This window comes from Massilia antarctica (assembly GCF_015689335.1).
Taxonomy (GTDB): domain Bacteria; phylum Pseudomonadota; class Gammaproteobacteria; order Burkholderiales; family Burkholderiaceae_D; genus Telluria_A; species Telluria_A antarctica.
This window is the reverse complement of sequence record NZ_CP065053.1, coordinates 655901-677970: the sequence shown is the minus strand read 5'-3', so window position 1 is coordinate 677970 and position 22070 is coordinate 655901. Positions and strand designations below refer to the sequence as shown.

18 protein-coding genes and 1 pseudogene are annotated in these 22070 nt (G+C 63.7%); 5 read left to right on the top strand and 14 right to left on the bottom strand.

All coding sequences use genetic code 11. The features are described 5' to 3' along the window. From glyQ to miaB, 8 genes are all read right to left on the bottom strand, one after another. A complete protein-coding gene (gene glyQ / locus IV454_RS02985; RefSeq protein WP_206090222.1) occupies window positions 1-912 on the bottom strand; it encodes a glycine--tRNA ligase subunit alpha in 912 nt (303 codons plus the stop codon). Window positions 913-1015: 103 nt separating this feature from the next. Further along, on the bottom strand, window positions 1016-2572 hold the full coding sequence (gene lnt, locus IV454_RS02980) for an apolipoprotein N-acyltransferase (protein WP_206092519.1): 1557 nt from the start codon (window positions 2570-2572) through the stop codon (window positions 1016-1018). After that, window positions 2572-3450: a CorC family transporter gene (locus IV454_RS02975; protein ID WP_206090220.1), complete on the bottom strand. Its 879-nt coding sequence runs from the start codon at window positions 3448-3450 to the stop codon at window positions 2572-2574. The genes lnt and IV454_RS02975 overlap by 1 nt, the downstream gene beginning before the upstream one ends. Before the next feature lie 299 nt (window positions 3451-3749). Beyond that, window positions 3750-6083 (bottom strand): hypothetical protein, encoded by a 2334-nt coding sequence (locus IV454_RS02970; protein WP_206090218.1) that lies wholly within the window; start codon window positions 6081-6083, stop codon window positions 3750-3752. A gap of 139 nt (window positions 6084-6222) precedes the next feature. Next, complete coding sequence (locus IV454_RS02965; RefSeq protein WP_206090217.1) at window positions 6223-8478, bottom strand: hypothetical protein; 2256 nt, start codon at window positions 8476-8478, stop codon at window positions 6223-6225. Window positions 8479-8560: 82 nt separating this feature from the next. After that, entirely contained in the window at window positions 8561-9025 is a 465-nt protein-coding gene (gene ybeY / locus IV454_RS02960; protein ID WP_206090215.1) for an rRNA maturation RNase YbeY, read from the bottom strand. Continuing rightward, entirely contained in the window at window positions 9009-10058 is a 1050-nt protein-coding gene (locus tag IV454_RS02955; RefSeq protein WP_206090213.1) for a PhoH family protein, read from the bottom strand. Before IV454_RS02955 ends, ybeY begins: the two co-directional genes overlap by 17 nt. Beyond that, window positions 10055-11416, bottom strand: coding sequence for a tRNA (N6-isopentenyl adenosine(37)-C2)-methylthiotransferase MiaB (gene miaB, locus IV454_RS02950; RefSeq protein ID WP_206090211.1), 1362 nt, complete (start codon window positions 11414-11416; stop codon window positions 10055-10057). Before miaB ends, IV454_RS02955 begins: the two co-directional genes overlap by 4 nt. A 611-nt stretch (window positions 11417-12027) precedes the next feature. On the opposite strand from miaB, the gene IV454_RS02945 reads away from it, so the two are divergent. Continuing rightward, window positions 12028-12369, top strand: coding sequence for a hypothetical protein (locus tag IV454_RS02945; protein WP_206090209.1), 342 nt, complete (start codon window positions 12028-12030; stop codon window positions 12367-12369). A gap of 82 nt (window positions 12370-12451) precedes the next feature. Here the strand turns inward: IV454_RS02945 and IV454_RS02940 are convergent, their stop codons facing one another. Further along, window positions 12452-13294 (bottom strand): HDOD domain-containing protein, encoded by an 843-nt coding sequence (locus tag IV454_RS02940; RefSeq protein WP_206090207.1) that lies wholly within the window; start codon window positions 13292-13294, stop codon window positions 12452-12454. Next, window positions 13291-13638 carry a hypothetical protein gene (locus IV454_RS02935; protein WP_206090205.1) on the bottom strand — a complete coding sequence of 116 codons (348 nt, stop codon included), beginning with the start codon at window positions 13636-13638 and terminating at the stop codon, window positions 13291-13293. Before IV454_RS02935 ends, IV454_RS02940 begins: the two co-directional genes overlap by 4 nt. 171 nt (window positions 13639-13809) lie before the next feature. Between IV454_RS02935 and IV454_RS02930 the strand changes: the two genes are divergently transcribed. The 3 genes from IV454_RS02930 (at window position 13810) to IV454_RS02920 (ending at window position 16778) form a co-directional block, all read left to right on the top strand. Then, window positions 13810-15423, top strand: coding sequence for a sensor histidine kinase (locus IV454_RS02930; protein ID WP_206090203.1), 1614 nt, complete (start codon window positions 13810-13812; stop codon window positions 15421-15423). Window positions 15424-15608: 185 nt separating this feature from the next. After that, window positions 15609-16217 carry a glutathione transferase GstA gene (gene gstA / locus IV454_RS02925; protein ID WP_206090202.1) on the top strand — a complete coding sequence of 203 codons (609 nt, stop codon included), beginning with the start codon at window positions 15609-15611 and terminating at the stop codon, window positions 16215-16217. 3 nt (window positions 16218-16220) lie between these two features. Beyond that, window positions 16221-16778 (top strand): DUF1697 domain-containing protein, encoded by a 558-nt coding sequence (locus IV454_RS02920; RefSeq protein ID WP_206090200.1) that lies wholly within the window; start codon window positions 16221-16223, stop codon window positions 16776-16778. 65 nt (window positions 16779-16843) lie between these two features. On the opposite strand, the gene IV454_RS02915 is transcribed toward IV454_RS02920, so the two are convergent. Further along, on the bottom strand, window positions 16844-17107 hold the full coding sequence (locus tag IV454_RS02915; protein ID WP_206090198.1) for a PEP-CTERM sorting domain-containing protein: 264 nt from the start codon (window positions 17105-17107) through the stop codon (window positions 16844-16846). Window positions 17108-17357: 250 nt separating this feature from the next. Continuing rightward, the gene (locus IV454_RS02910; RefSeq protein ID WP_206090196.1) at window positions 17358-17495 is read right to left on the bottom strand and encodes a hypothetical protein; all 138 of its coding nucleotides are present in this window, start codon (window positions 17493-17495) and stop codon (window positions 17358-17360) included. Between the two features lie 451 nt (window positions 17496-17946). On the opposite strand from IV454_RS02910, the gene IV454_RS02905 reads away from it, so the two are divergent. After that, window positions 17947-19911 carry an AAA family ATPase gene (locus tag IV454_RS02905; protein ID WP_206090194.1) on the top strand — a complete coding sequence of 655 codons (1965 nt, stop codon included), beginning with the start codon at window positions 17947-17949 and terminating at the stop codon, window positions 19909-19911. 101 nt (window positions 19912-20012) lie between these two features. On the opposite strand, the pseudogene IV454_RS02900 reads toward IV454_RS02905, so the two are convergent. Next, a pseudogene (locus tag IV454_RS02900) lies at window positions 20013-21254 on the bottom strand (cation:proton antiporter domain-containing protein); the annotation flags it as partial. A 132-nt stretch (window positions 21255-21386) separates the two neighbouring features. Beyond that, entirely contained in the window at window positions 21387-22022 is a 636-nt protein-coding gene (locus tag IV454_RS02895; RefSeq protein ID WP_206090191.1) for a TetR/AcrR family transcriptional regulator, read from the bottom strand. Window positions 22023-22070: the final 48 nt, after the last annotated feature.

The following is a 22070-nucleotide window of genomic DNA, read 5'->3' as shown; positions in this document are numbered from 1 at the left end:
TCAGGCGGCGAGCGGCGCTTTGGGAGCCATCGGGAATCCCAGCTTTTCGCGCGAGTCGTAATAGGCTTGTGCGACCAGGCGCGACAGCGTGCGCACGCGCCCGATGTAGGCGGCGCGTTCGGTGACCGAAATGGCGCCACGCGCGTCGAGCATGTTGAAGCTGTGCGAAGCCTTCATGATCTGCTCGTAGGCCGGCAGGGTCAGTTCGAGTTCGATCAGGCGCTTCGCTTCCGATTCGTGGTTGGCGAACTGGGTGAACAGCAGGTCGGTGTTGGCATGCTCGAAGTTATAGGTCGATTGCTCGACTTCGTTCTGATGGAACACGTCGCCGTAGCTGAGCGACTTCTTGGTTCCGTTTTCTTCCCACTCGGTCCAGACCAGGTCGTACACATTCTCGACGCCCTGCAAGTACATGGCCAGGCGTTCGATGCCGTAGGTAATTTCGCCCAGCACCGGCTTGCAATCGAGGCCGCCGACTTGCTGGAAATACGTAAATTGGGTCACTTCCATGCCGTTCAGCCACACTTCCCAGCCCAGGCCCCAGGCGCCCAGTGTCGGGCTTTCCCAGTCATCCTCGACGAAGCGCACATCGTTCTTTTGCAGGTCGAGGCCGAGCGCCTTGAGCGAACCGAGGTACAGGTCGAGGATATTCTCCGGCGCCGGTTTCAGGACCACCTGATACTGATAGTAGTGCTGCATGCGGTTCGGGTTTTCGCCATAGCGGCCATCTTTCGGGCGGCGCGAGGGTTGCACGTAGGCGGCACGCCAGGGTTCCGGTCCGATTGCGCGCAGGAAGGTACCCGTGTGAAAGGTGCCCGCGCCGACTTCCATATCGTATGGCTGGAGCAAGGCGCAGCCCTGCTTGTCCCAGTAGGTTTGCAAGGTCAGGATAATTTGTTGAAATGTGAGCATCTTGGTGGCTGTCGCGCGGCTGACGGCGCGAACGAATGAGTTTGCTAAAACGACCAATTTTAGCGGGTTTTAGCGGGACGCTGGGGGGCAAGTGAGGACAATGTCATGTTTGCTGCGTTTTTGCGTACTTGCGGCCCGAGAACCAGGCAAAAGCCAATGCCAGCGCCGCCAGTGCCAGGAACAGATAATTGCCCATGCGGATGAAGGGCGTCATGCCGCCCATCCCTTGTACCTGGGCGGCCAGGGTGCCGTGCGTGTACATCGGCACAGTATTGACAATCTTGCCACGGCCATCGATCACGACGGTCGCGCCGGTGTTGGTTGCGCGCAGCATCGGGCGCCCGGTTTCCAGCGACCGCATCTGTGACATCTGCACATGCTGGGGAATCGCCACCGATTCGCCGAACCAGGCCAGGTTCGACATATTGAGCAGCATCGTGGCCGGATGCGGCATGGTGCGCAGTTGCAGGGCGATTTCTTCGCCAAAGACGTCTTCGTAGCAAACATTCGGCAACACCAACTGGTCCTTGACGGCAAAAGCGCCCTGGACTTCCTTGCCACGGCTCATGTCGCCCAGCGGAATGCGCATCATGTCGACGAACCAGCGGAAGCCGGCCGGCACGAATTCGCCGAACGGTACCAGATGGTGCTTGTCGTAGCGGTACGACTGGCCGGACGGGCTGACACCGACCGCGCTATTCGCATAACTGCCGGGGCCGTCCGACAAGGGGATGCCGAACAGTACATGGCTGCCGCTGTCGGCGGCGAATTTCTTGATCGAGGGTAAGTAATCGGGCGGCAGGTACTGCGGCAGGGTGGCGACGGCCGTTTCCGGCAGGGCGATCAGGTCGGCCGGCTGGGCGGTAATCATGCCGCGGTACATCTCCACCGCGCGCATGACATGATCCGGATCAAATTTCTTTTTTTGTTCGACGTTGCCCTGCATCAGGCGCACCTTGATGGGCATGCCCTGAGGGGCGGTCCAGGCGACGAATGTCAGGCCGTAGCCGGCCGCGAGGATAGCGGCGAGCAAGCCCATGCCGGGCCAGCGCGCGCGCTGGGTCAGCATGACGAGACAACTGGCGCACACGGCCGCGATCATCCCGATGCCGTACACGCCGACAATCGGGGCGTAGCCGCCCAGCGGGCTGGCGTTATGGGCGTAACCGGTGGAGACCCAGGGGAAACCGGTCATGACCCAGCCGCGCATCCAGTCCGACAAGCCCCAGGCGACCGGCAGCACCAGCAGCAGGAAACCGGCGACCGGCAAGGACCAGCGCTTGCGCAGCCAGGTCGATACCCCGCTGGCCAAGGCCCCGAACAAGCCCATGTACAGGCCAAGCAGGCACACGGCCGCCACCGCCATCGGCCCCGGAATGTTGCCGAAGCGATTCATGGTGATGTATAGCCAGTGCATGCCGGCAACCGACCAGCCGAAACCGAAGGCCCAGCCGATCAAGGTGCTGCGGCGCACATTGGTATCCATGCCGAGCTGGTAGAACAGAAAGGCGAGGGCGAGGATTTGCAGCGGCCACCAGCCGATGGGCGCGAACGCCAGCACGCTGGTCGCGCCGGCGAGGGCGGCGAACAGCATGGGCAGCAAGGTGGTGCGAGGGGCGCGCAGCGCCGGATCGAGCGGAACGGTCGAGCGGCGCAACATCAATCGTGTTCGTCTTCGGGCAGCGGCAGTTTTTCCACCAGCAAGACGTGAACCTGGCGCGCGTCGGCGCGCAGCACCTCGAAGCGCAGGTTGGCGATATCGAATACGTCGCCCTTGTGCGGCATGCGGCCCAGATGGCTGGCAACGAGGCCGCCGATGGTATCGACGTCGTCTTCCGGCAGGCTGGTGCCGAGTTCTTCGTTGAACTGGCTGATCTCGGTCAGCGCCTTGATGCGCCAGCGCGGGCCGAGCTGGCCTTCCTTGATCGACAGAATGTTATCTTCTTCTTCATCGAAATCGTATTCGTCTTCGATGTCGCCGACGATCTGTTCGAGCACGTCTTCGATCGTGATCAGGCCGGCAACGCCGCTGTATTCGTCGACCACGATGGCCATGTGATTGTGATTGGCGCGAAAATCGCGCAGCAGCACATTCAGGCGTTTCGATTCGGGAATGAAGATGGCCGGACGCAGCATGTCGCGTACGTCGAAAGTTTCTTCGGCGTAATAGCGCAGCAAGTCCTTGGCCAGCAGGATGCCGATGACCTTGTCGCGTTCGCCTTCGATGGCAGGGAAGCGCGAGTGGGCTGTTTCCAGCACCTGCGGCATCCATTCCTCGATAGGCTTGCTGATGTCGATGACGTCCATCTGCGAGCGCGGGACCATGATGTCGCGCGCGGACAGGTCCGAGACCTGGAACACCCCTTCGATCATGGACAGCGCATCGGCGTCGATCAGGTTGCGTTCATGGGCGTCGTGCAGGACTTCGAGCAGCTCGGCGCGGTTTTCGGGCTCGGGAGAGATCAGTGCGGTCAGGCGTTCAAACAGTGACCGGTGGGTCTTGGCGTCCGTTCGGACGTCATAAGGGTGCTCTGGCATAGTTGGCGTGAGCCGTTGTTGCGATAGGCGTAGGATACACCAAAAGCGCCAGTGCCTGTTTTTTAAGCGCAGTGGAGGTATGCATGTGTGGCGTCAAGCCGTCGTCCGCGCGAGCATCACTGTCCGCTCGCGCGAGCCTCACCGCCGCTCGCGCGACCGCCACCACCACCGCAACTACCACGACTCCCGCTGCGGCCACCGCGGCCCGCACGACCATCCCCGTCGCCCCCGCGCAGGCGGGGGCGACGGGGAGGCGGGCGGGGCGACGGGAGGCGGGCGGGGGCGACGGAGGAGGTGCACTACACCATCGCGCCCGACGTCCACGCGCTGACCAGTTCCTGCGGCCAGAACTGGCGCGGCGCGATCATCAGGCACAAGGTGTCGGGATGCGTGAGCACCGGGAACCACGCGCCCTGCATCACGTCGGCCGGCATGTGCTTGCGCACCGCCAGGAAGGCCGAGATCATCACGCGGCGGCGCGTGAGCATGTCCGGCACCGCCAGGTCCTGCGGGCGTCGCAGTTCATTGGCAAGGCACGTGGCGATATGCTGCAGCGGCGCCGGTACATCCTTGCCCTTGTACGCAAACAGCTCCTGCGCGACGCGCTGCAGGGCTTGCGGGCGCGCTTCGAAATGGCGGTCAAGGCTGTACGCCAGCAGCGCCGGCATGTCGTGCGGTCCTTCGGAGAACAGCGCGTTGTTGGCCTGTACCAGCGACGCCCACACCACCATGCCTCTTTCCAGCAGCAAGTGCTGGCGGCGGAAGATCTCGGACAGGCTGTCGTTGCCCAGCCAGCCCGGATTGGCTGCGTACATGTTGTCGTAGTCGGCCGACGTGGCCGTGCGGCGCCACTTCATGACGGCGTTGCGGATCTGGTCGAGCGCCATCGCCATCTTCGGCTCGGCCGGCCATTGTTCGATATCGTCTGGCGCCAGCGGATGGGCACCGTCGCCAGCGCCGTGCGGGAGCAGCTTGCGCGCGTAGTCCTGCAGCGATTCGGCGCGGGCGTCGGTCAGCAGGGCGCTGATGCTGGCCAGCGGGTAGGTGGTGTATTCGGCGCTGTCGAGAAAAACCAGGAAATCGCGTGCGCGCGGGCGCTGGCGCGCAAAGGCGGGATGGGCGCGCACCATGTCGTCGTAGTTCATCCATTGCCACTGGCTGGCGTCCGGCGTGTTCCCGCGGATGACTTCACCGAGATAGGCGCCGGCCGCGTCGATCAGGCGCGCCAGCAGCGGCGCCGCCACTTCGCCGGCCGCATGGCGCTGGCGTACCTGCCCCAGCCAGGCTTCGAGCGGGCGCAGCGAGGCGAAGCTGTAGTCGAGTTGATCGCGCGCCAGCTGCGCGTCGAGCGGCAGGCCGGCGCCGACCGCAAAATCGCCCGCTCCGAGCAGCATGGCGCACAGGCGCGGAATGCGGCAGGCCATGTCGTCGGCGCGCGCACAGGCGCTGGCGTCGCTCGCGGCCAGCTGCGCGTACCAGCGCGCCACGTTGTCGCGGGGGCCGTTGACGATGTGGTCGAGCACCTGCAGGTGCGGGTGGCAGACGCGCCCGCGGTGGGTGCGCACCACCATCAGGCGCCGCTGGCCGCGCGTGACGTAGCCCCACTGGCCGCCGATCTGGCTGGCGACCACGGAACCCAGGTAGCAACCGGCGCGCATCGCCCAGCTGGCGGCGATCGGGCTGCTGAAGGCGGCGTTGGCCGGCTGCCTGCTGCGTTCATTGACGTAGAAGGCGTGCAGCTTGTCGAGCAGGCCGGCCAGCGCGGTGATGCTGACGCTGCTGCCATCGAGGACGATCCGGTATTTGTCGTGCACGTACGCGACCAGCCTGGCCTGTTCGGCGTGGGCGCTGGCATACACCTCGCGGTCGCTGGCAAAGCCGGGCAGGGGCGCGCTCAGGCCGGGGCCGGGGCTGACCATGGTGGCGCGGTGCTCCAGCGTACCCAGTGGCGCCGATTCCATGAACAGCAGCGAACTGGCGTCATGCGCGAAGCGGTAGAACGGGTGGTACCCGGGATTGGCGCCGACCGCGGCGTCGACGCGCGCGCTCAGGTTGCGCAGCACGCGCAGGGTGGCGCTGTTGCATGCCTCGGGCCGCGTCGCCAGTTCGATCGACAGTTCTTTGGCCGCCGCGTCGCCATGATCGAACGTCTGCAGGTGCGGGCCGTTGCCGTTGACCTTGGCGTAGCGCAGGGCCGGGCGCTCCGGGGCCGGCATGCCCGCTTCGAGCTGGTCGGGCCAGAGCTGCTGGGCGCTGTCGACGCGCCGCACGCCGTTGGCGCAGGCAGCGCCCATGGCCGGCGGCAGGCCGTGCGCGCCATGCAGCGGCGTGTAGATCATCTCGAGGGCATCGTCGAAGGCGACGCAGGCCAGCTCGCGCATGCATTCCCAGACCAGTGCGCGCAGGGGCGCGTCGAAATACGGACGCTCGAAGCCGACGCACAGCGCGCCGCCGGTGCGCGCGCCGATGACGGTGGCGCCGGCGGCGGTGCGGCCGGCTTCGAAGGTGATTTCAGTGTCGTGCAAACCGCGTCCGGGTTTGCCGTGGCGCGCGAGGATGGAGATCAGGACATCGAACGGCATGGCTGCGGGTTCGCCGTTGGCGAATCGCTGCAGGTAAAGAAAAGTGGTCACAAAGGTCCAGGAAAAAATGCTGTGCCGCGCAACAGCGCCGCCGTACATGCGATTTATATTTTTCCGTATGGTACTTCAGAGCCCTGTGCCGGGTCCATCAAAGTGTTAGCATTGTGGCATTAAAGTGACACGCGGCGGATTAATAGAGCTGACCCCTGTTCCACATGTCGAGCAGATGCAGCGGCCAGAACCAGCTCGGCACGATCATCACGGCGCGCACGCCGGGATGGACCAGCACCGGAAACCAGGCGCCGCTGAGGATCCTCTCGGGCAGGTGTTTGCGGAACGCCATGAAGGACGACATCAGCACTTCCTGGTCGGTGAGCAGGTCGGGTACGGGCAGATTGAAAGTGCGAACGGTTTCTGCGGCAAGGTTTCGGCCGATGATCTTGAAGGCACCCGCCGCCGTCTCGCTTTTGTGCGAAGACACCGCGCGGGCGATGCGTTTGAGGGCTTGGGGGCGGCTATCGAAATGCGGATCGCGGCTGTAGAGCAGATCGCCAGGACAGTCGTGCACGCCCGGCTCGAACAGCATGCTGTTCGCTTGCACCAGAGCGCCCCATACAACGGTTCCCTTGGCCAGCAGGTCCAGCTGGCCTTCGAGGATGACGCCGAGCGGGTCGTCGGCCAGCCAGCCCGGATCGGCGCCGCGCAAGACCTCGAAGTCGCCCTTGTTGGCGACGCCGCGCCAGCGGATCAGGGCCGCGCGCACGTCGTCGAGCACGCCGGCCATGGCCGGGTCGCACGGCCAGTCGTTGATCTCGTCCGGGCCGAGTACAGGGGTATTGGTGCCGTGGATCAGCTGCCGTGCGTAGGCGCGCAGCTTGCCCTGGCCCGCCAACGCCAGCGCCGCCTGTGCCAGCGGAAACGCCATGCCGGCGGCGCTGTCGAGCAAGCCGCGCACGCCCGCTTCGCGCGGCTGCTGCTGCGCGAAGCGCGGGTGGAGCGCCGCGGCGTCGTCGTAATTGGTCCATTGCCAGGCGTCCGGCGTGGCGCCATTGGTGCGCACCACTTCGCCCAGGTAGGCGCCGCAGGCCATGATCATGCGCGCTTCATCCTGCGCCGCGATGGCGCTGCGCTGTGCCAGATAGCCGTCCACATGGCGCAAGGAGGCCAGGCTGAAGTCGAGCGGCGCGTGCGGCAGGCGCGCCAGCAGCATCTGGCACAGCGCGGGCACGTTGGCGGCCACGTCGTCGGCGCGCGCGGTGGTCGAGGCGTGGATCAGGGTGAGCTGGCGCATGCGCTGGGCCACGTTGTCGCTGGCGCCGTTGACGATGTGGTCGAGCACCAGCAGGTGCGGAAAGCAGATGCCGCCGCGATGCGTGCGCAGTGCCGGCTCGGATGGCGCGCCGTGCAGGCAATATCCCCACTGGGCGCCGATGCAGCGCGCAATGACGGCGCCGAGGTAGCTGCCGGCCTTGGCCGCCCAGCTGGCGGCGAGCGCGCTGACGTAGGGCGTATCTGCCGCATGGTTGGCGCGCTCGCGGCGGACCATGGCATGCACCTTGTCGAGCAGCGCCGCGAGGAGGTCGATGCTGGCGGCGCCCAGGTCGAGGTCAATGGCGTAGCGTTCCCGCACCTGGGTGGCCAGGCGCGCAGCCTCGGCGCCGGCGCTGGCGGACAGCGCGCGGTCCATGACGAAGCCGGCCGAGGGCGCCGTTTCGCTCCACGACGGATGGTCGATGCTGTCGCTGTGTTTCAGCACGCCCAGCGCGGGCGAGCTTTTGAGCAGCCGCGCCACCTCGAGGTAGGCATGGAGGTACTCGCACTGGTATGCCGGATTGGCCCCGAGGGCCGAATCGACCCGCAGTTCGAGGTTGCGCAGCACGCGCAGGGTGGCGCCGTTGCAGGCTTGCGGACGCATGCCCAGGACAATCTCCACCTGGTGCGCGTCGCTGTCGATGCTGTCGAACAGCTGCATGCTGCGTCCGGCCCCATTGGCATGACGGTAGTGCAGCGCAGGCGCCACGGCGCCCGCGCCCGGCGCGGTGTCGTACGACCACAGTTGGGCGATGCCGGCGACCTGGCGCGCTCCCGTTGCGCAGGCGGCGCGCAGCGGCTGGGGCAGCGCATCGAGGCCGCCCGGCGGCGTGCCGACGCTGTGGAGCGCGTCGTCGAACACGGTGCAGCCGAAGCGCTCGATGCATTCCCAGGCCAGCGCGCGCAGGGCGGCATCGTAGCGCGGGCGCTCGAAGGCGATGCAGGCGGCGCCCGTGGCGGCGTCGCCGATGACGGTGCAGCTGGCGGCGATCTTGTCAGGGCCGAAGCTCACTTCGGTATCGGCCGGCCCGCGGCGCGCCTTGCCGTGGCGCCGCAGCGAGGTCATGACATCGTCGTAAGGCATCGGCGCCACCTTGCCGTCGTGGAAGCGCTGCAGGAACAGGAAGGAAGTCATGGATGTGCCGATAGGGGGGATAGGACGCTGTGCGCCGCCTGAGGCAAGGCGATGCGTGGACACGGCGTGCCCACGCGGACAATCAGGTGGCGTAAGGGTCGGCGTAGCCGAGGGCGGCGAGGATGTCGGTTTCGAGCTGCTCCATCTCGGTCGCTTCGTCGTCGTCGTCATGGTCGTAGCCCTGCGCGTGCAGCACGCCGTGCACGATCAGGTGGGCGCAGTGCTCTTCCACGGTTTTGTTCTGCTCCAGCGCTTCTTTTTCGAGCACGTCGGTGCACAGGATGATGTCGGCGCGGGTCGGCTCATCCTCGGCGATGTCCTCGCCTTCGTTGTAGGCGAAGGTCAGCACGTTGGTGGCGTAATCCTTGGCGCGGTAGTCGCGATTGAGCACGCGGCCTTCCTCGGCGTCGACGAAGCGGATGGTCAGTTCGGCTGGCGCGAACAGCGCCGCCTGGACCCAGCGCCGCACCTTCGGGCGCGTGATCGATTCCTGCAGGCGGGTGTCGGGATACTGGACAGACAGGGAAAGCTTATTTTTTGCGGGCATTTTTGGCTGCGGCAGGTTTCGGCAAGGCCACCAGGTCGTCGACCGAGGCGGCGGATTCATACGCATCGACGATACGCGCCACCAGCGGATGGCGCACCACGTCCGCGCTGGAGAACTGGGTAAAGGCGATCCCGCGCACGTCTTTCAGCACGTGCACGGCGTCGCTCAAGCCGCTCTTTTGCGTCTTGTGCAGGTCGACCTGGGTGACGTCGCCGGTGACCACGGCCTTGCTGCCGAAGCCGATCCGGGTCAGGAACATCTTCATCTGTTCGACCGTGGTGTTCTGCGCTTCGTCGAGAATGACGAAGGCGTGGTTGAGCGTGCGCCCGCGCATGTAGGCCAGCGGGGCGATCTCGATCACCTGTTTTTCGAACATCTTCTGGGTGCGGTCGAAGCCGAGCAGGTCGTACAGGGCGTCGTACAGGGGGCGCAGGTAAGGGTCGATTTTTTGCGTCAGGTCGCCCGGCAGGAAGCCCAGGCGTTCGCCCGCTTCCACCGCGGGGCGGGTCAGGATGATGCGCTTGACCGCGTCGCGTTCGAGCGCATCGACCGCGCAGGCCACCGCCAGGTAGGTCTTGCCGGTACCGGCGGGGCCGACGCCGAAGCTGATGTCGTGGTCGAGGATCGAGCGCAGGTACTGGATCTGGTGCGGGGTGCGCCCGCGCAGGTCGTGGCGGCGCGTTTTCAGCACCGGGCTGTTGATTTCGATGTCGGGCAGCGCTTCGGTCGGGGTGCTGTCCGGGCTTTGCTGCTTGTGCAGGCCGGAACGCTGTTCGACCAGCGCCAGCTGCACTTCCTCGATCGGGACGATCTTGTTGGCGACCTCGTAGAAGCGTTCCAGGATCCGGACCGCGTGCTCGGCGTTATGGCCGCTGACGATGAATTTTTCGCCGCGCCGGAAAATGGTCACGTCGAGCGCCGACGAAATCTGGCGCAGGTTCTCGTCGAGCGGTCCGCACAGGTGGGCCAGGCGCGTGTTGTCGAGCGGTTCGGGGATGAAGTAGTGAGGCTGGATAGGTGTCTTGGTTTTCAACTGGCGCAGGCTAAAGTGTCACCGCGCGCAACGAGTTCGCCGCGCAGGGTGTAGTTAAAACTCTCGGTGATGCGCACGTCGGCCATCTGGCCGATCAGCGCGCTCGCATTGATGCCGGGTGCGAAATTGACGACCCGGTTATTTTCGGTACGGCCCTGCAGTTCGGCGGCGTTCTTGACGGACGGACCTTCGACCAGGATGCGCTGCACGCTGCCGACCATGGCGGCGCTGTACTTGCGCGTGTTGGCGTCGATCGCCGCCTGCAACTGCTGCAGGCGCGCCAGCTTGACGTCGTGCGGCGTGTCGTCGGCCAGGTTGGCGGCCGGGGTGCCGGGACGCTTGCTGAAGATGAAGCTGTAGCTGGTGTCGAAGCCGACATCAAGAATCAGTTTCATCATTGTGTCGAAGTCGGCTTGCGTTTCGCCCGGGAAGCCGACGATGAAGTCGGACGAAATCGACATGTTCGGGCGCACCGCGCGGATGCGGCGGATGATCGATTTGTATTCGAGGCCGGTGTAGCCGCGCTTCATGGCGGCGAGGACGTTGTCGGCGCCATGCTGGGCCGGCAGGTACAGGTGGTCGACCAGCTGCGGGATCTTGGCGTAGGCGTCGATCAGGCGCTGGGTGAATTCCTTCGGGTGGCTGGTGACGAAGCGGATCCGTTCGATGCCGGGAATGTCGGCCACGTATTCGAGCAGCAGGGCGAAATCGGCGATCTCGCCGCCTTCCATGACGCCGCGGAAGGCATTCACGTTCTGGCCGAGCAGGGTGATTTCCCTCACGCCCTGGGCGGCCAGTCCGGCCACTTCGGTCAGCACGTCCTCGAAGCGGCGCGAGACTTCCTCGCCGCGCGTGTAGGGCACCACGCAGTAGCTGCAGTATTTGCTGCAGCCTTCCATGATCGAGACGAAGGCCGAGGCGCCGTCGACCTTGGCCGGCGGCAGGTGGTCGAATTTTTCGATTTCGGGAAAGCTGATGTCGACCTGGGCGTCGCCGCTGGCGCGCCGCGCGCGCAGCATCTGCGGCAGGCGGTGCAGGGTTTGCGGGCCGAACACCATGTCGACATAGGGCGCGCGCTTGACGATGGCGGCGCCTTCCTGCGAGGCAACACAGCCGCCGACCCCGATCACCAGGTCGGGCCTGGCCAGTTTCAGCTCGCGCAGGCGGCCGAGGTCGGAGAAGACTTTTTCTTGCGCTTTTTCACGGACCGAGCAGGTATTGAGCAAAATCACATCGGCGTCTTCCGGTGTGTCGGTACGGATCAGGCCATCGGAAGCGCCGAGCACGTCCGCCATCTTGTCCGAGTCGTACTCGTTCATTTGGCAACCGAAGGTTTTGATGAAGATTTTTTTCTGCATGGAATGATCAACGTGGCGCTGCAGCCTGGATTCAGGCGGGGTTGACAGTTTATCGTAAATCAGCGTGGGCGGCCATTCCCGCGCGACAACAACGCTGCCGGGCGGCCATTCATTGCGCGCAATCAACGGTCGAGCTAGCCACCCGTCACTCTTGCATATCCTTGGGAAAAATTTCGCACAATAATCTTTCACAATTGCTTCATTGCACACTACCTATTTCTTCATGTAAATCAATGAGTTCCGACAGTATTCTGACAAACGAACTGAGCACACGAAATGTTCTTGCGTGCGCCACAATTTGTCTCCCTGTGTTGAAATGACTATGTGACAAGCTTTCCGGCGGATACCTTGATTTCGAACAATGTCACCTATGCGCGAGTAAGTTGTACTAAAGGCATATGAGTCTCATAATTAGTTTGCAATTCAAGTGCGTTGGAAGTGAGTAGCGCAGAGCGCATACGATCCGGAAAACGTGCTTTTAAGCCAGTTATCAGATTTATTCTGTTTAATCACGCTCAAGGGCGATTTTTCCGGGAACTTATTAAGACGTGTATGGGTCTTTAACATAGTTCGTAACGGCATTATTTCAACCACTCACCACGAGGTAAATCATGGCACACCATGCTCTGGCATCACAGGAAAGTTATAACCCCAACCACCTGCTCGACATTCTGCTGGGCAAAATGCAGCTGAAAAACGATGCAGCCTTGTCGCGCATGCTCGAAGTTGCGCCGCCGGTCATCAGCAAGATCCGCCACCACCGCCTGCCGGTCGGCGCCTCGCTCCTGATCCGCATGCACGAAGTGACCGGCATGAGCATCCGCGACCTGCGCGACCTGATGGGCGACCGCCGCACCAAGTATCGCCTGTCCGATGCCCAAGGCCGTCCCAAAGCGGCCGAGGAAAAAGGCACGCCACCAGACGCATCGACGTCCGGAAACTATGCGCACTAAGTCCTCCGGCATGGCGGTGTCAGCTGTCATGCCATTGGAACGGGGCGCCTGATTGCCGCCTCTGCACGCAGAGGCGGGTCGGTCAGCCCATCAGGATCATCGTGATTTCTTCATACTGCAGTTCGGTTTCACGGAACACTTGCAGATAGCATTCTTCGTTCAGTCCCAGTGCGGTCCACGCAACCGGCGACACGGCGGGAACCAGATCGTCGTCTTCGCGCCCCAGGTCGAGCGCATGGACGATGGCGTTGGCCACATGCACGATGGTGGCCAGCAAACCCGCGTCAGGGGCGCCGGGATCATGATGGAAGGCGATCGCCATCTTCATCGTATCCGAAAAATTCCAGTGTTCTGCCAGCGCCACGCCGGCCAGCACATGGTCTACTCCCATCACCGCCAGCTCCGCGTCCTGCACGTAGGTGTCCTTGGCCGCGCGGTATTCCATGACCTGCTGATATAAATCAGGATAGCTGCTCACCAGCACCAGGCGCCCGATATCGTGCAGCAGCCCGGCGGTGAAGGCGTAATCCTGATTGAAGCGCACCCGCCGCGCCAGCACCTTGGCGCACGCGGCCGTGGCGATCGAGTGGCGCCAGAACGCCTTGTGGTCGAAGGCGGGGCAGCGGCCCTCGGCGAAACAGCCGGTCAGCGCCGAGGCGGTGATCAGGTTGCGCGTGGTCTGGAAGCCCAGGTAGGTGATCGCCTGCTGGATGGTGGTCACCCGCACCTGCAAGCCGTACAGCGAGGAATTGGCCAGGCGCAGGGTCTTGGCCGTGAGGGCCTGGTCGTGCGAGACTTTCTTGGCCAGCACCGCGATGTCGATGTCTTCCTGGTCGATGCTGGTGAGCAGTTCCATGACCACGGCCGGCAAGGAGGGCAGGTCGGCCAGGCGCCGCAGCACGTCATCGAGCACGATGGCGCTCATAAGGCGACCTCGCGCGCGGCGCGGTAATCTTCCACGTAGCGGCGCAGGGCGCTGGTGGCCCAGTCGTGGGTGTCTTCCGGCTGGTGTTTGCGAAACAAGGTGGCCAGGCGCTGCCCGCTGGCGGCCAGGTCGGGCGCGCAACGGGCCGGGGGCGGGGCCGCGCCGGCGCTGCGCAGCACGGGCACGGCATCGATGCCGTGGCTTGGCAGCAAGGCGATGGTGCGGTCGGTCAGTATGGCCCCCTTGGGCAGCAGGACTTGCCCCTGGCGGTCGAGCAGTTCGTCGGACAAAACCATTCCCGGCTCCACGTCGGCCAGGGCCAGGTGCTGGTAAGCTGCGCTCATAGGGCATCCTCCCTCGTAATGCTACGATCTTACCATTGCTGATCCGGCCGTGCGCCACGCAAAAACCTTTACTTTGCACAGGTCCCCACCTCAATTTCTTGCCAATGAGAAGGGCTTACCGTACAGTCGGAGATGCGTTGCGCGCGTACGCTGGCTATCGGGAGGAATCGGATGTTCAGTATTCAAAGCCGGCTGAAGCTGCTATTCGTGGTGATCGTCACCCTGGTGCTCAGCATTTCGGGCAGCTATACCCAGTATTCGCTGGGCAAGGCGCTGGAAGAAAGCAACCAGCGCCTGCGCAAGGGCGTGATCACCCGTTTGCAGATCAGCCTGCCATCGGCCCTGTGGGACCTGGACAAGTCCAAGGTCGATAGCATCGTCGAGGCGGAAATGTTGCCGCCGGAAGTGGTGGCGATCCGCGTCTACGACAGCTCGGTCGGCTTGTTCGCCGGCAAGCTGCGCGCGGCCGACGGCAAGCTGGTCACGGTCGAGCACGCCCCCGAACCGGCCGGCCAGGCGGTCGACGCGCCGCTGGTATTTCTCGAAGGCGGCCCGGCCAGCGCCTCGATCAAGCCGGTCTCGGTGGGCCGGGTGGTGATCAATTTCAGCCGTGCCCAGATCGACCATGCCCTCGCGTCGGAACTGATGCGCAAGGTGATCGAGGTGTTGCTGCTCGACCTGATCCTGGTGGCGGCGCTGGCGCTCTCCTTGCGGGTGGTGTTCGAGCCGCTCAAGCAATTGCGCGACGGCCTGTTCGACCTGGCCACGCGCGGCACCGACGAGGTCGAGGAATTGCCCGAGAACCGGCGCGACGAGCTCGGCGACGTGATCCGCGGCTTCAACCAGATCCAGCGCCGCCTGAAATCGACCATCGGGCGCATCCGCGAAGCCGAGGATGCGGCGCGCCGCTCGGCCCAGCAGACCGCCCAGGCAATGCAGGACTTGCGCCAGACCCAGGAATCCCTGCTCCAGGCTGAACGGCTGGCCTCGCTCGGCAGCCTGGTGGCCGGGGTCGCCCATGAAATCAATACCCCGGTCGGGATCGCCCTGACCAGCGCCTCGGTGCTCAAGGCTGCCACCGACGAGCTGGAACTGGCGGTCAACGGCGCCGGCCTGAAAAAATCCGACATCCTGCGCTACATCGAGACCGCCAGCGAAAGCGCGCGCCTGATCATGAACAATGCCTACCGCGCGGCCCACCTGATCCACAGTTTCAAGCAGATCGCGGTCGACCAGACCAGCGAGGCGCGCCGCCCCTTCGGCCTGCACGAATACATCGAAGAAATCGTCTCCAGCCTGCAGCCCAAGCTCAAGAAAACCCCGATCTCGCTGGTGCTGAACTGTCCGGAAGAGATCATGCTCGACAGTTATCCGGGCGCCTTTGCCCAGGTCATCACCAACCTGACCCTCAATTGCGTGGAGCATGCCTTCGAGGTCGATACCGCTGGCGAAATCATGATCAGCGCCCGGCTCGACGGCGACGTCGTGGAATTGCACGTCAAGGATGACGGCAGGGGCATCGCGCCGGACGTGCTCGACCGCATCTTCGACCCGTTTTTCACTACCCGGCGCGGCCAGGGCGGCACCGGGCTGGGCCTCAATATCGTGTACAACCTGATCGTCAAGCAGTTCCTCGGCACCATCGCGGTGAGCAGCACCCTGGGCCAGGGCACCCATTTCACCCTGCGCATTCCGCGCGTGACCCCGGTCGATGGGGATACGGGGGCCGGGCCGGCCGCGCTCGCGGCCCCGGCCGCGGCCCCGGCGCCGGATGTGCGCGCATGAGCGCCGCGGGCGCCGGGACAGGCGCAGCGACTGAGCCGCCCTGAGCGCCACCCTTGCGCGTGCCCAAGCGTGAGCGCTCGTTTTATTGTACGCTTGCCATTCTTCGGCGGCGCCCCCGGCGGGTGTCGCCTTGTCCGCGCGCCTTTGCACGCCGGCCGCGCCCATCTGCCTCTCAAAGGATCATCATGAAACTGTACTTCAGTCCCGGTGCCTGCTCCCTCTCTCCCCATATCGTCCTGCTCGAAGCAGGACTGGCATTCACGACCGACAGCGTGGATTTGCGAAAGAAGGTCACTGCCAGCGGTGCCGACTTCAGCGCCATCAATCCCAAGGGATACGTGCCCGCCCTGGAAACCGACCAGGGCATGCTGCTGACCGAAGGCCCGGCCATCGTCCAGTATCTCGCCGACCTGGCTCCCGAGAAAAAGCTGGCCCCCGCCGCCGGCACCCCGGAACGCTATGTGCTGGCCGAGTGGCTCAACTTTATTTCGACCGAGCTGCACAAGAACTTCAGCCCCCTGTTCCGTCCCAATGTGGGCGAAGAGCTCGGCAGCTACGCACGCGCCAACCTGACCGCGCGCTTCGGCTATGTCGAACGCATGCTCAAGGGGCGCGATTACCTGACCGGCGCCCAGTTCACCGTGGCCGACGCCTATCTGTTTACGGTGCTGAACTGGGCGAATGTGCTCAAGTTCGACATGTCGGCCTTTCCGCTGGTGCAAGCGTTCCAGAAGCGGGTGGGCGAGCGGCCCATGGTGCAGCAGGCCCTGCGCGACGAAGGCTTGCTCAAATAAGCCATGACCCGGCAACGCTACATTGCCTTGCTGCGCGGCATCAACGTCGGCCGCGCCAAGCGTATCGCCATGGCCGACCTGCGCCAGCTCGTCGGCGAACTGGGCTGCACCGAGGTGCGCACCCTTCTCAATAGCGGCAATGTGGTGTTCAGCGCCCCGCGCCAGACCCCGGCGGCGCTGGCGGCCCTGATCCAGGACGCGCTGGTGCTCAAACTGGGGGTGGCGGCGCGGGTGATGGTGCTCGTCAGCGACGAGCTCGACCGCATCGTCGCCGCCAATCCCCTGCTGCCGGTGGCGACCGACCATGCGCGCCTGCTGGTGTTCGTGTTCAGCGACCCGGGCGCGCCGCTTGTGCTGGCGCCGCTGGCGGCAGCGACGCACTGGGCGCCGGAACAACTGGCCGTGGCGGAACAGGCGGCTTACCTGTGGTGTCCGGACGGTGTGCTGGACAGCAAAATCGCCGTGGCGATGGGCAAGCTGCTGGGCGATGGCTTGACCGCGCGTAACTGGAATACCGTCTGCAAGCTCCAGGCCTTGTGCGCGGACTGCCTCAAGGGGTGAGGCGGCAGGGCAGGCAGGCAAAAAAAATCCCGCGCGCGGCGGGATCGTTCGATGCGATTCTGTGATTAACGGAACTTCTCGCCACTTTCGCGACGCGCGCGGTAACCGATCAGCACCAGACCGAGCAGCATCATGGCGAACACTTCAGGCTCGGGCAATTCGGACATTTGCGGGGCGGGCATCAAGGCCATTTCCATGGCGCTCATCTGCGGGTTGATCACCGTCTGGGCGGCTGGCGCCGGTGCGTTGTCCACGACTTCGATAGCGCTGGCCGGTGCGGTAGCGACCAGGGCAAGCATGAAAGCTGTTGCGACTGCGTATTTTTTCACGGTGTTTCCTCTTCTTTTTGGTTTTCGCAAGCCCACGATTACTCATGCTGCATTGCAACCAGATGAGCAGTAAATGCGAATCATCCAGCTCCGTATTTAACCACGCTCACCGCCGATTTCCAAGCCATTCCTCTCTAAACGTCGTTTTTTTGATGTTTTATTGTCTAGAGGAATTGACATTTCCTGGCGAATGCTGCACTGCCGCAAAATGCAAGAAAACTGTTAAAAGGACACGAGGGTCGACCGGCGCCTACTGCTCGCCGTCGCGCGGCAGCAGTCCCAGGCAGTAAGCGGCATCCGACAGGTCCACCGCCCCGGTCAGGTGGTCGTCCTCGGCCAGGGAGCGGGCGCCGAACAGGCCGGCGAAGTAAGCAAGGAGTCGACGCATAGCACACATCCATTCGTGGGTTTTAAGGATCATCTAATGATCGCGATTTACCATCAAGGGCTGATACGAAATGTTACGAACATACACATATTTTCCTGGCTCGCCTTGAGCTTGCTCAGGTCCACCGCAAGACGCATTGTCGAGTTGATCAGAGGTGTTGCGTCGCAAAATTTTTTCAGCAGATCAAGGTATACCTGGCTTTTTTTTGGCGGTATAGTTCCTCTATCCTATTGCTCTCAGGCATTAAATCGATGGCAAAGGAACATGCCGGTGCCACGTCGCCCGGCATGCAGCTGTACCGTCAGGCGACATCGATTGGCCACATGGTTTGCGGAAATTGTCATGGTCCAGATATCGAACGTCGCTGTCACTGCCGCTCCCCGTCATCGCGCGGCAGAAACGATGTTTGCATAGTAATTCCGTCCGCAGCCACCATTCATAGAGTAACCACATGCCCAATCTTGCCAAGCTCCAGCTCGCCCTCAAGAATGTCTACGTGCGCATAGTCGCCGGCCTCCTGTTCGTCCTGCTGGTCGGTTTGGCCATCTACAACGCCGATGTGGTGCAAGACACCAGCCCGCTGGTCCATTCGCAAGACATCTCGCGCATCACCGCGCTCGCATCGCAGAAGGACAAGCTGGAATACCTGATGGTGGCCAAGCCGCTGTCGGAGTCGCCTCGCTACATCTTCAAGTTCAAGGATGCGCCCCAGCTGCACGTGGTCAAGGTGCCGAGCACCTCGCACCTGAGCCTGGAGCGCGAAGTACTGCTCAAGAACGCCATTCCGTATTCGATCGCCAAGGAAGATTACCTGGCTTCGCACAAGGCGGCCCTGCTCGACGAAGGCCAGAACGCCGCCAGCGCCGAAGCGATCGCCTTCCTCAAGCGCCACGCGCTCGATATCTTCCTGATCCTGCTGATTATCTACGCGATCAAGTTCGGCATTCCCGGCATGGGCATGAGCGCCGCCGTCATCATGCCCGACAAGCTCAAAGGCAGCATGGATGACCTGATCGGCATGGACGACATCAAGCAGGAAGTGCTGCATTTGGAAGACATGATCCGCAACCGCAGCGAATACAAGTCGCACAACATCGACAAGCCGTTCAACGTGATGCTGACCGGCCCCGCCGGCACCGGCAAGACCAAGCTGGTGGGCTACCTGGCCAAGAAACTCAATGTGCCGCTGATCCAGGCATCCGGCTCGGCGCTCGAATCGGGCTACGTGGGCGGCGGTTCCAAGGCGCTCAATGCGCTGTACCGCAAGGCGTGCGCGCGCGGCAGCTGCATCATCTTCCTGGACGAAGCGCAAACCCTGTTCATGCCGCGCGGCCGCGGCGAGAAGAAATGGGAAGACGACACCGCCAACACGCTCCTGGGCCTGCTCGATGGCGTCAAGAGCGACAAGGGCGCGGGCGTGATCTGGGTGGTGGCCTCGAACTTCGACGACGCCTCGGTCGAGATGGATGAAGCGATGCTGCGCCGCTTCTCGGTCAAGATCAACTTCCGCCTGCCGAACAAGGGCGAGCGCGGTGCGCTGCTCAAGAATTTCTTGGGCCGCAAGAAGGATGGCCTGGTCGACTGGAACGACCTCGATCTGGGCCAGGTCGCCGAAATGACCGCCAACCTCAGTCCCGCGCTGCTGGAAACCGTGGTCGAACGCGCCAGCATGATCTCGATCCAGGAAAAGGCGATCATCAACACCGACCTGATGTTCCGCGCGTTTGAACGCGCCACCCTGGGCCTGACCGACCGCGCCACCACGGCTGAAAAGCACAAGCAGCGCGAGAGGGTGGCGCTGCACGAACTGGGACACTTCTTCATGCAGATCGACCCGTATCTGCGTCAGGGCATGACCCTGGCCGAGGTCAAGGAAAAATCGCACCTGCTCAAGATCAGCACCGAATCGGTGTCCAAGCTCGGCGCGCTGGGGTATGTGCTGCAATCGGGCGACGATGTCTCGCTGCGCACCCTGGAAGAACTGGAACAGGACGTGATCCAGCTGTACGGCGGCGTCGCGGCCGAGGAGCTGTTTTACGGTGCGCGCGGGATTTCCGTGGGCAGCCAGAATGACATCGAAAAGGCGACCAAGATGCTGAACCTGATGGTCAACCGCCTGTCGATGTATTCGCGTTCGAAGATCGACTACACGCAGCTGAAGCACGAAGGCAGCGGCGAGCACACGATCCGCCAGGTGGAAGAGAAGTCGGACGAGTTATACAGTTACACCCTGGGCGCGATCCGCGATTACAAGGCCGTGATCGAGTCGCTCAAGGATACCTTGCTCGACCAGTACGTACTGTCGAAGGATGCCGTGTTCGCGCTGCTGGAAGAGCGCCGCGATCTGCTGGCGTTTCATGTGGCCAGCCAGCGCTTGGGGAATCTGAAGTTGTGTACCGAGGCTGCGGCGGTTTAAGCACGTCTTTTAGTACCGTTAAGACAAAGACCGTCGTTCCTGGCATTGCCAGAAACGACTTCCCGCGCCTAGCCCTGCGCGGGAACGACGTGGGTGGTCGCTTAATGTTCCCCGTGCCCAGGCCTCACCCCCGCCAGTTCAATGCTGATCCGCTCCGCCATGCTGCGCGCCAGCTCGCGCTCCCCGACGAACACCTGGCTGCCCGTCTCCTTGCGCAGCAACTCCGCCTCTTCCTCGTTATGCGTGCGCACCAGGGTGCGAATCGCCGGATTGAGCGCGCGCGCCGTCTCGATCATGGCGCGCACATGGAAGGTATCGGGCGTGGCAATCACCAGCAAGGCCGCGCGCGCGATATGTGCCTGGATCAGCACCGCCTGGTCGGCCGCATTGCCCGCCACCGCAGCGATATCGCGCTTGCGCAGATGGTCGACCAGCTCGCGGTTCTGCTCCGCCACCACGATATGCACACCCTGCGCCATGAGTGAATCGGCGATCATGCGTCCCACCCGCCCGTACCCGACCAGCACCACCTGTCCGCTCAGGCGCTCCTGCGGCACCGACATCGGCAGCTCGGCCAGCGGATCGGCCGAGCGTTCCAGCTTGCGCGCCGAATCCGACTTGCCGCGCAACCAGCGCTGCAGCGGCTCGATCGCCTTGAACAGCAGGGGATTGAGCGCGATCGAGATGATCGCCCCGGCCAGGATCAGGCTCTGCCCCTCTTTCGGCAGCAGCCCGAGCGACATGCCCAGCGCCGCCAGGATGAACGAGAACTCGCCGATCTGCGCCAGGCTGGCCGACACCGTCAGTGCGGTATTGAGCCGATAGCGCAGTGCGATCACCAGCGCAAACGCCACCAGCGACTTGCCGAACATGATCACGCCGACCACCGCCAGCACCCGCAGCCGGCTCTCGACCAGCACCATTGGATCGGCCAGCATGCCGACCGAGACGAAAAACAGCACCGAAAACGCATCGCGCAGCGGCAGCGACTCCTCGGCGGCGCGGTGGCTCAGGGGCGACTCGCGCAGCACCATCCCGGCAAAGAACGCACCCAGCGCGAACGACACGCCAAACAGCTCAGAGGAACCGTAGGCGATGCCCACCGCCGTGGCGACGACGGCCAAGGTAAACAGTTCGCGCGACCCGGTGCGCGCCACGCGCCACAAGAACCACGGGAACAGCTTGCGCCCGACCACCAGCATGAACACAATGAAAGCGGCAACCTGCCCCAGGGTGAGACCCAGGGTTTTCCAGATGTTCGCGTCCGCGCCAGCGCCGCCGCCATCGGGGCCTGTTCCGCCCAAGGCACCGACCAGCGCCGGCAATTTGAAGCGCACGGCGATCATGCCGAAGATGAGGCCGAAGCCCAGTGCGGCGGCGATGGTGGTGATCAGGCTGATGTTGTGATGCATGCGGACGCTCTCCTCGCGCTGGACGGAGCCCCCAGTATAGGCGACACGCCTCTGTAAAGACGGCTATGGCACCGTGGCCAGCGCCAGCAGCACCTTGCGCACCGAGGCGCGCACCGCCAGGAATTCGGCGCGCCGCCCGGCCTTATCGAGCCGGAACAGCATCAAGCCCTCGATCTGCGCCACCATCAGAATGGCGCGCTGGCGGTATTCATCGTCGCCGATGGCGGGATTGAGGCCGCGAATGAGCTTGAAGATGGCCTTGCGCTCGCGCGCCATCATGGTATCCATCAGGTTCGAGGCGAAGGCGTTGCGCGACGCCAGGGCCCAGATCTCGAAGAAGATCGCATGCGTGACCGGGTCGGTGATCTCGTCGAGGAACATGTCGCAGGTCGAGAAGAACTGGTCGAGGCGCGAGGCGCTCGTCATGGCCGCCGAAATCGAATCCATCTTCGACTGGAACAGGTCCATCGTATAGAGCAGCAGCGCTTCGAGCAGCGCATCCTTGCTCTGATAGTAGTGCTGCACGTTCGAGAGGCTCATGCCCACTTCCAGCGCCACCCTGCGCATCGACAGCCCCGCATAACCCTCGGCCGCCAGCACGGTGCGCGCCGCGCGCAGGATGTCGTGGGCCCGCCCCAACCCTTTTTCGGTGGTGACGGAGACTTTGTTCTTGAGGGCGCTGGCGACGGTACTGGACATGGACAGGATTATCGCATGGCGCTATGCAAAGCAGGTCGGCTGACCTAT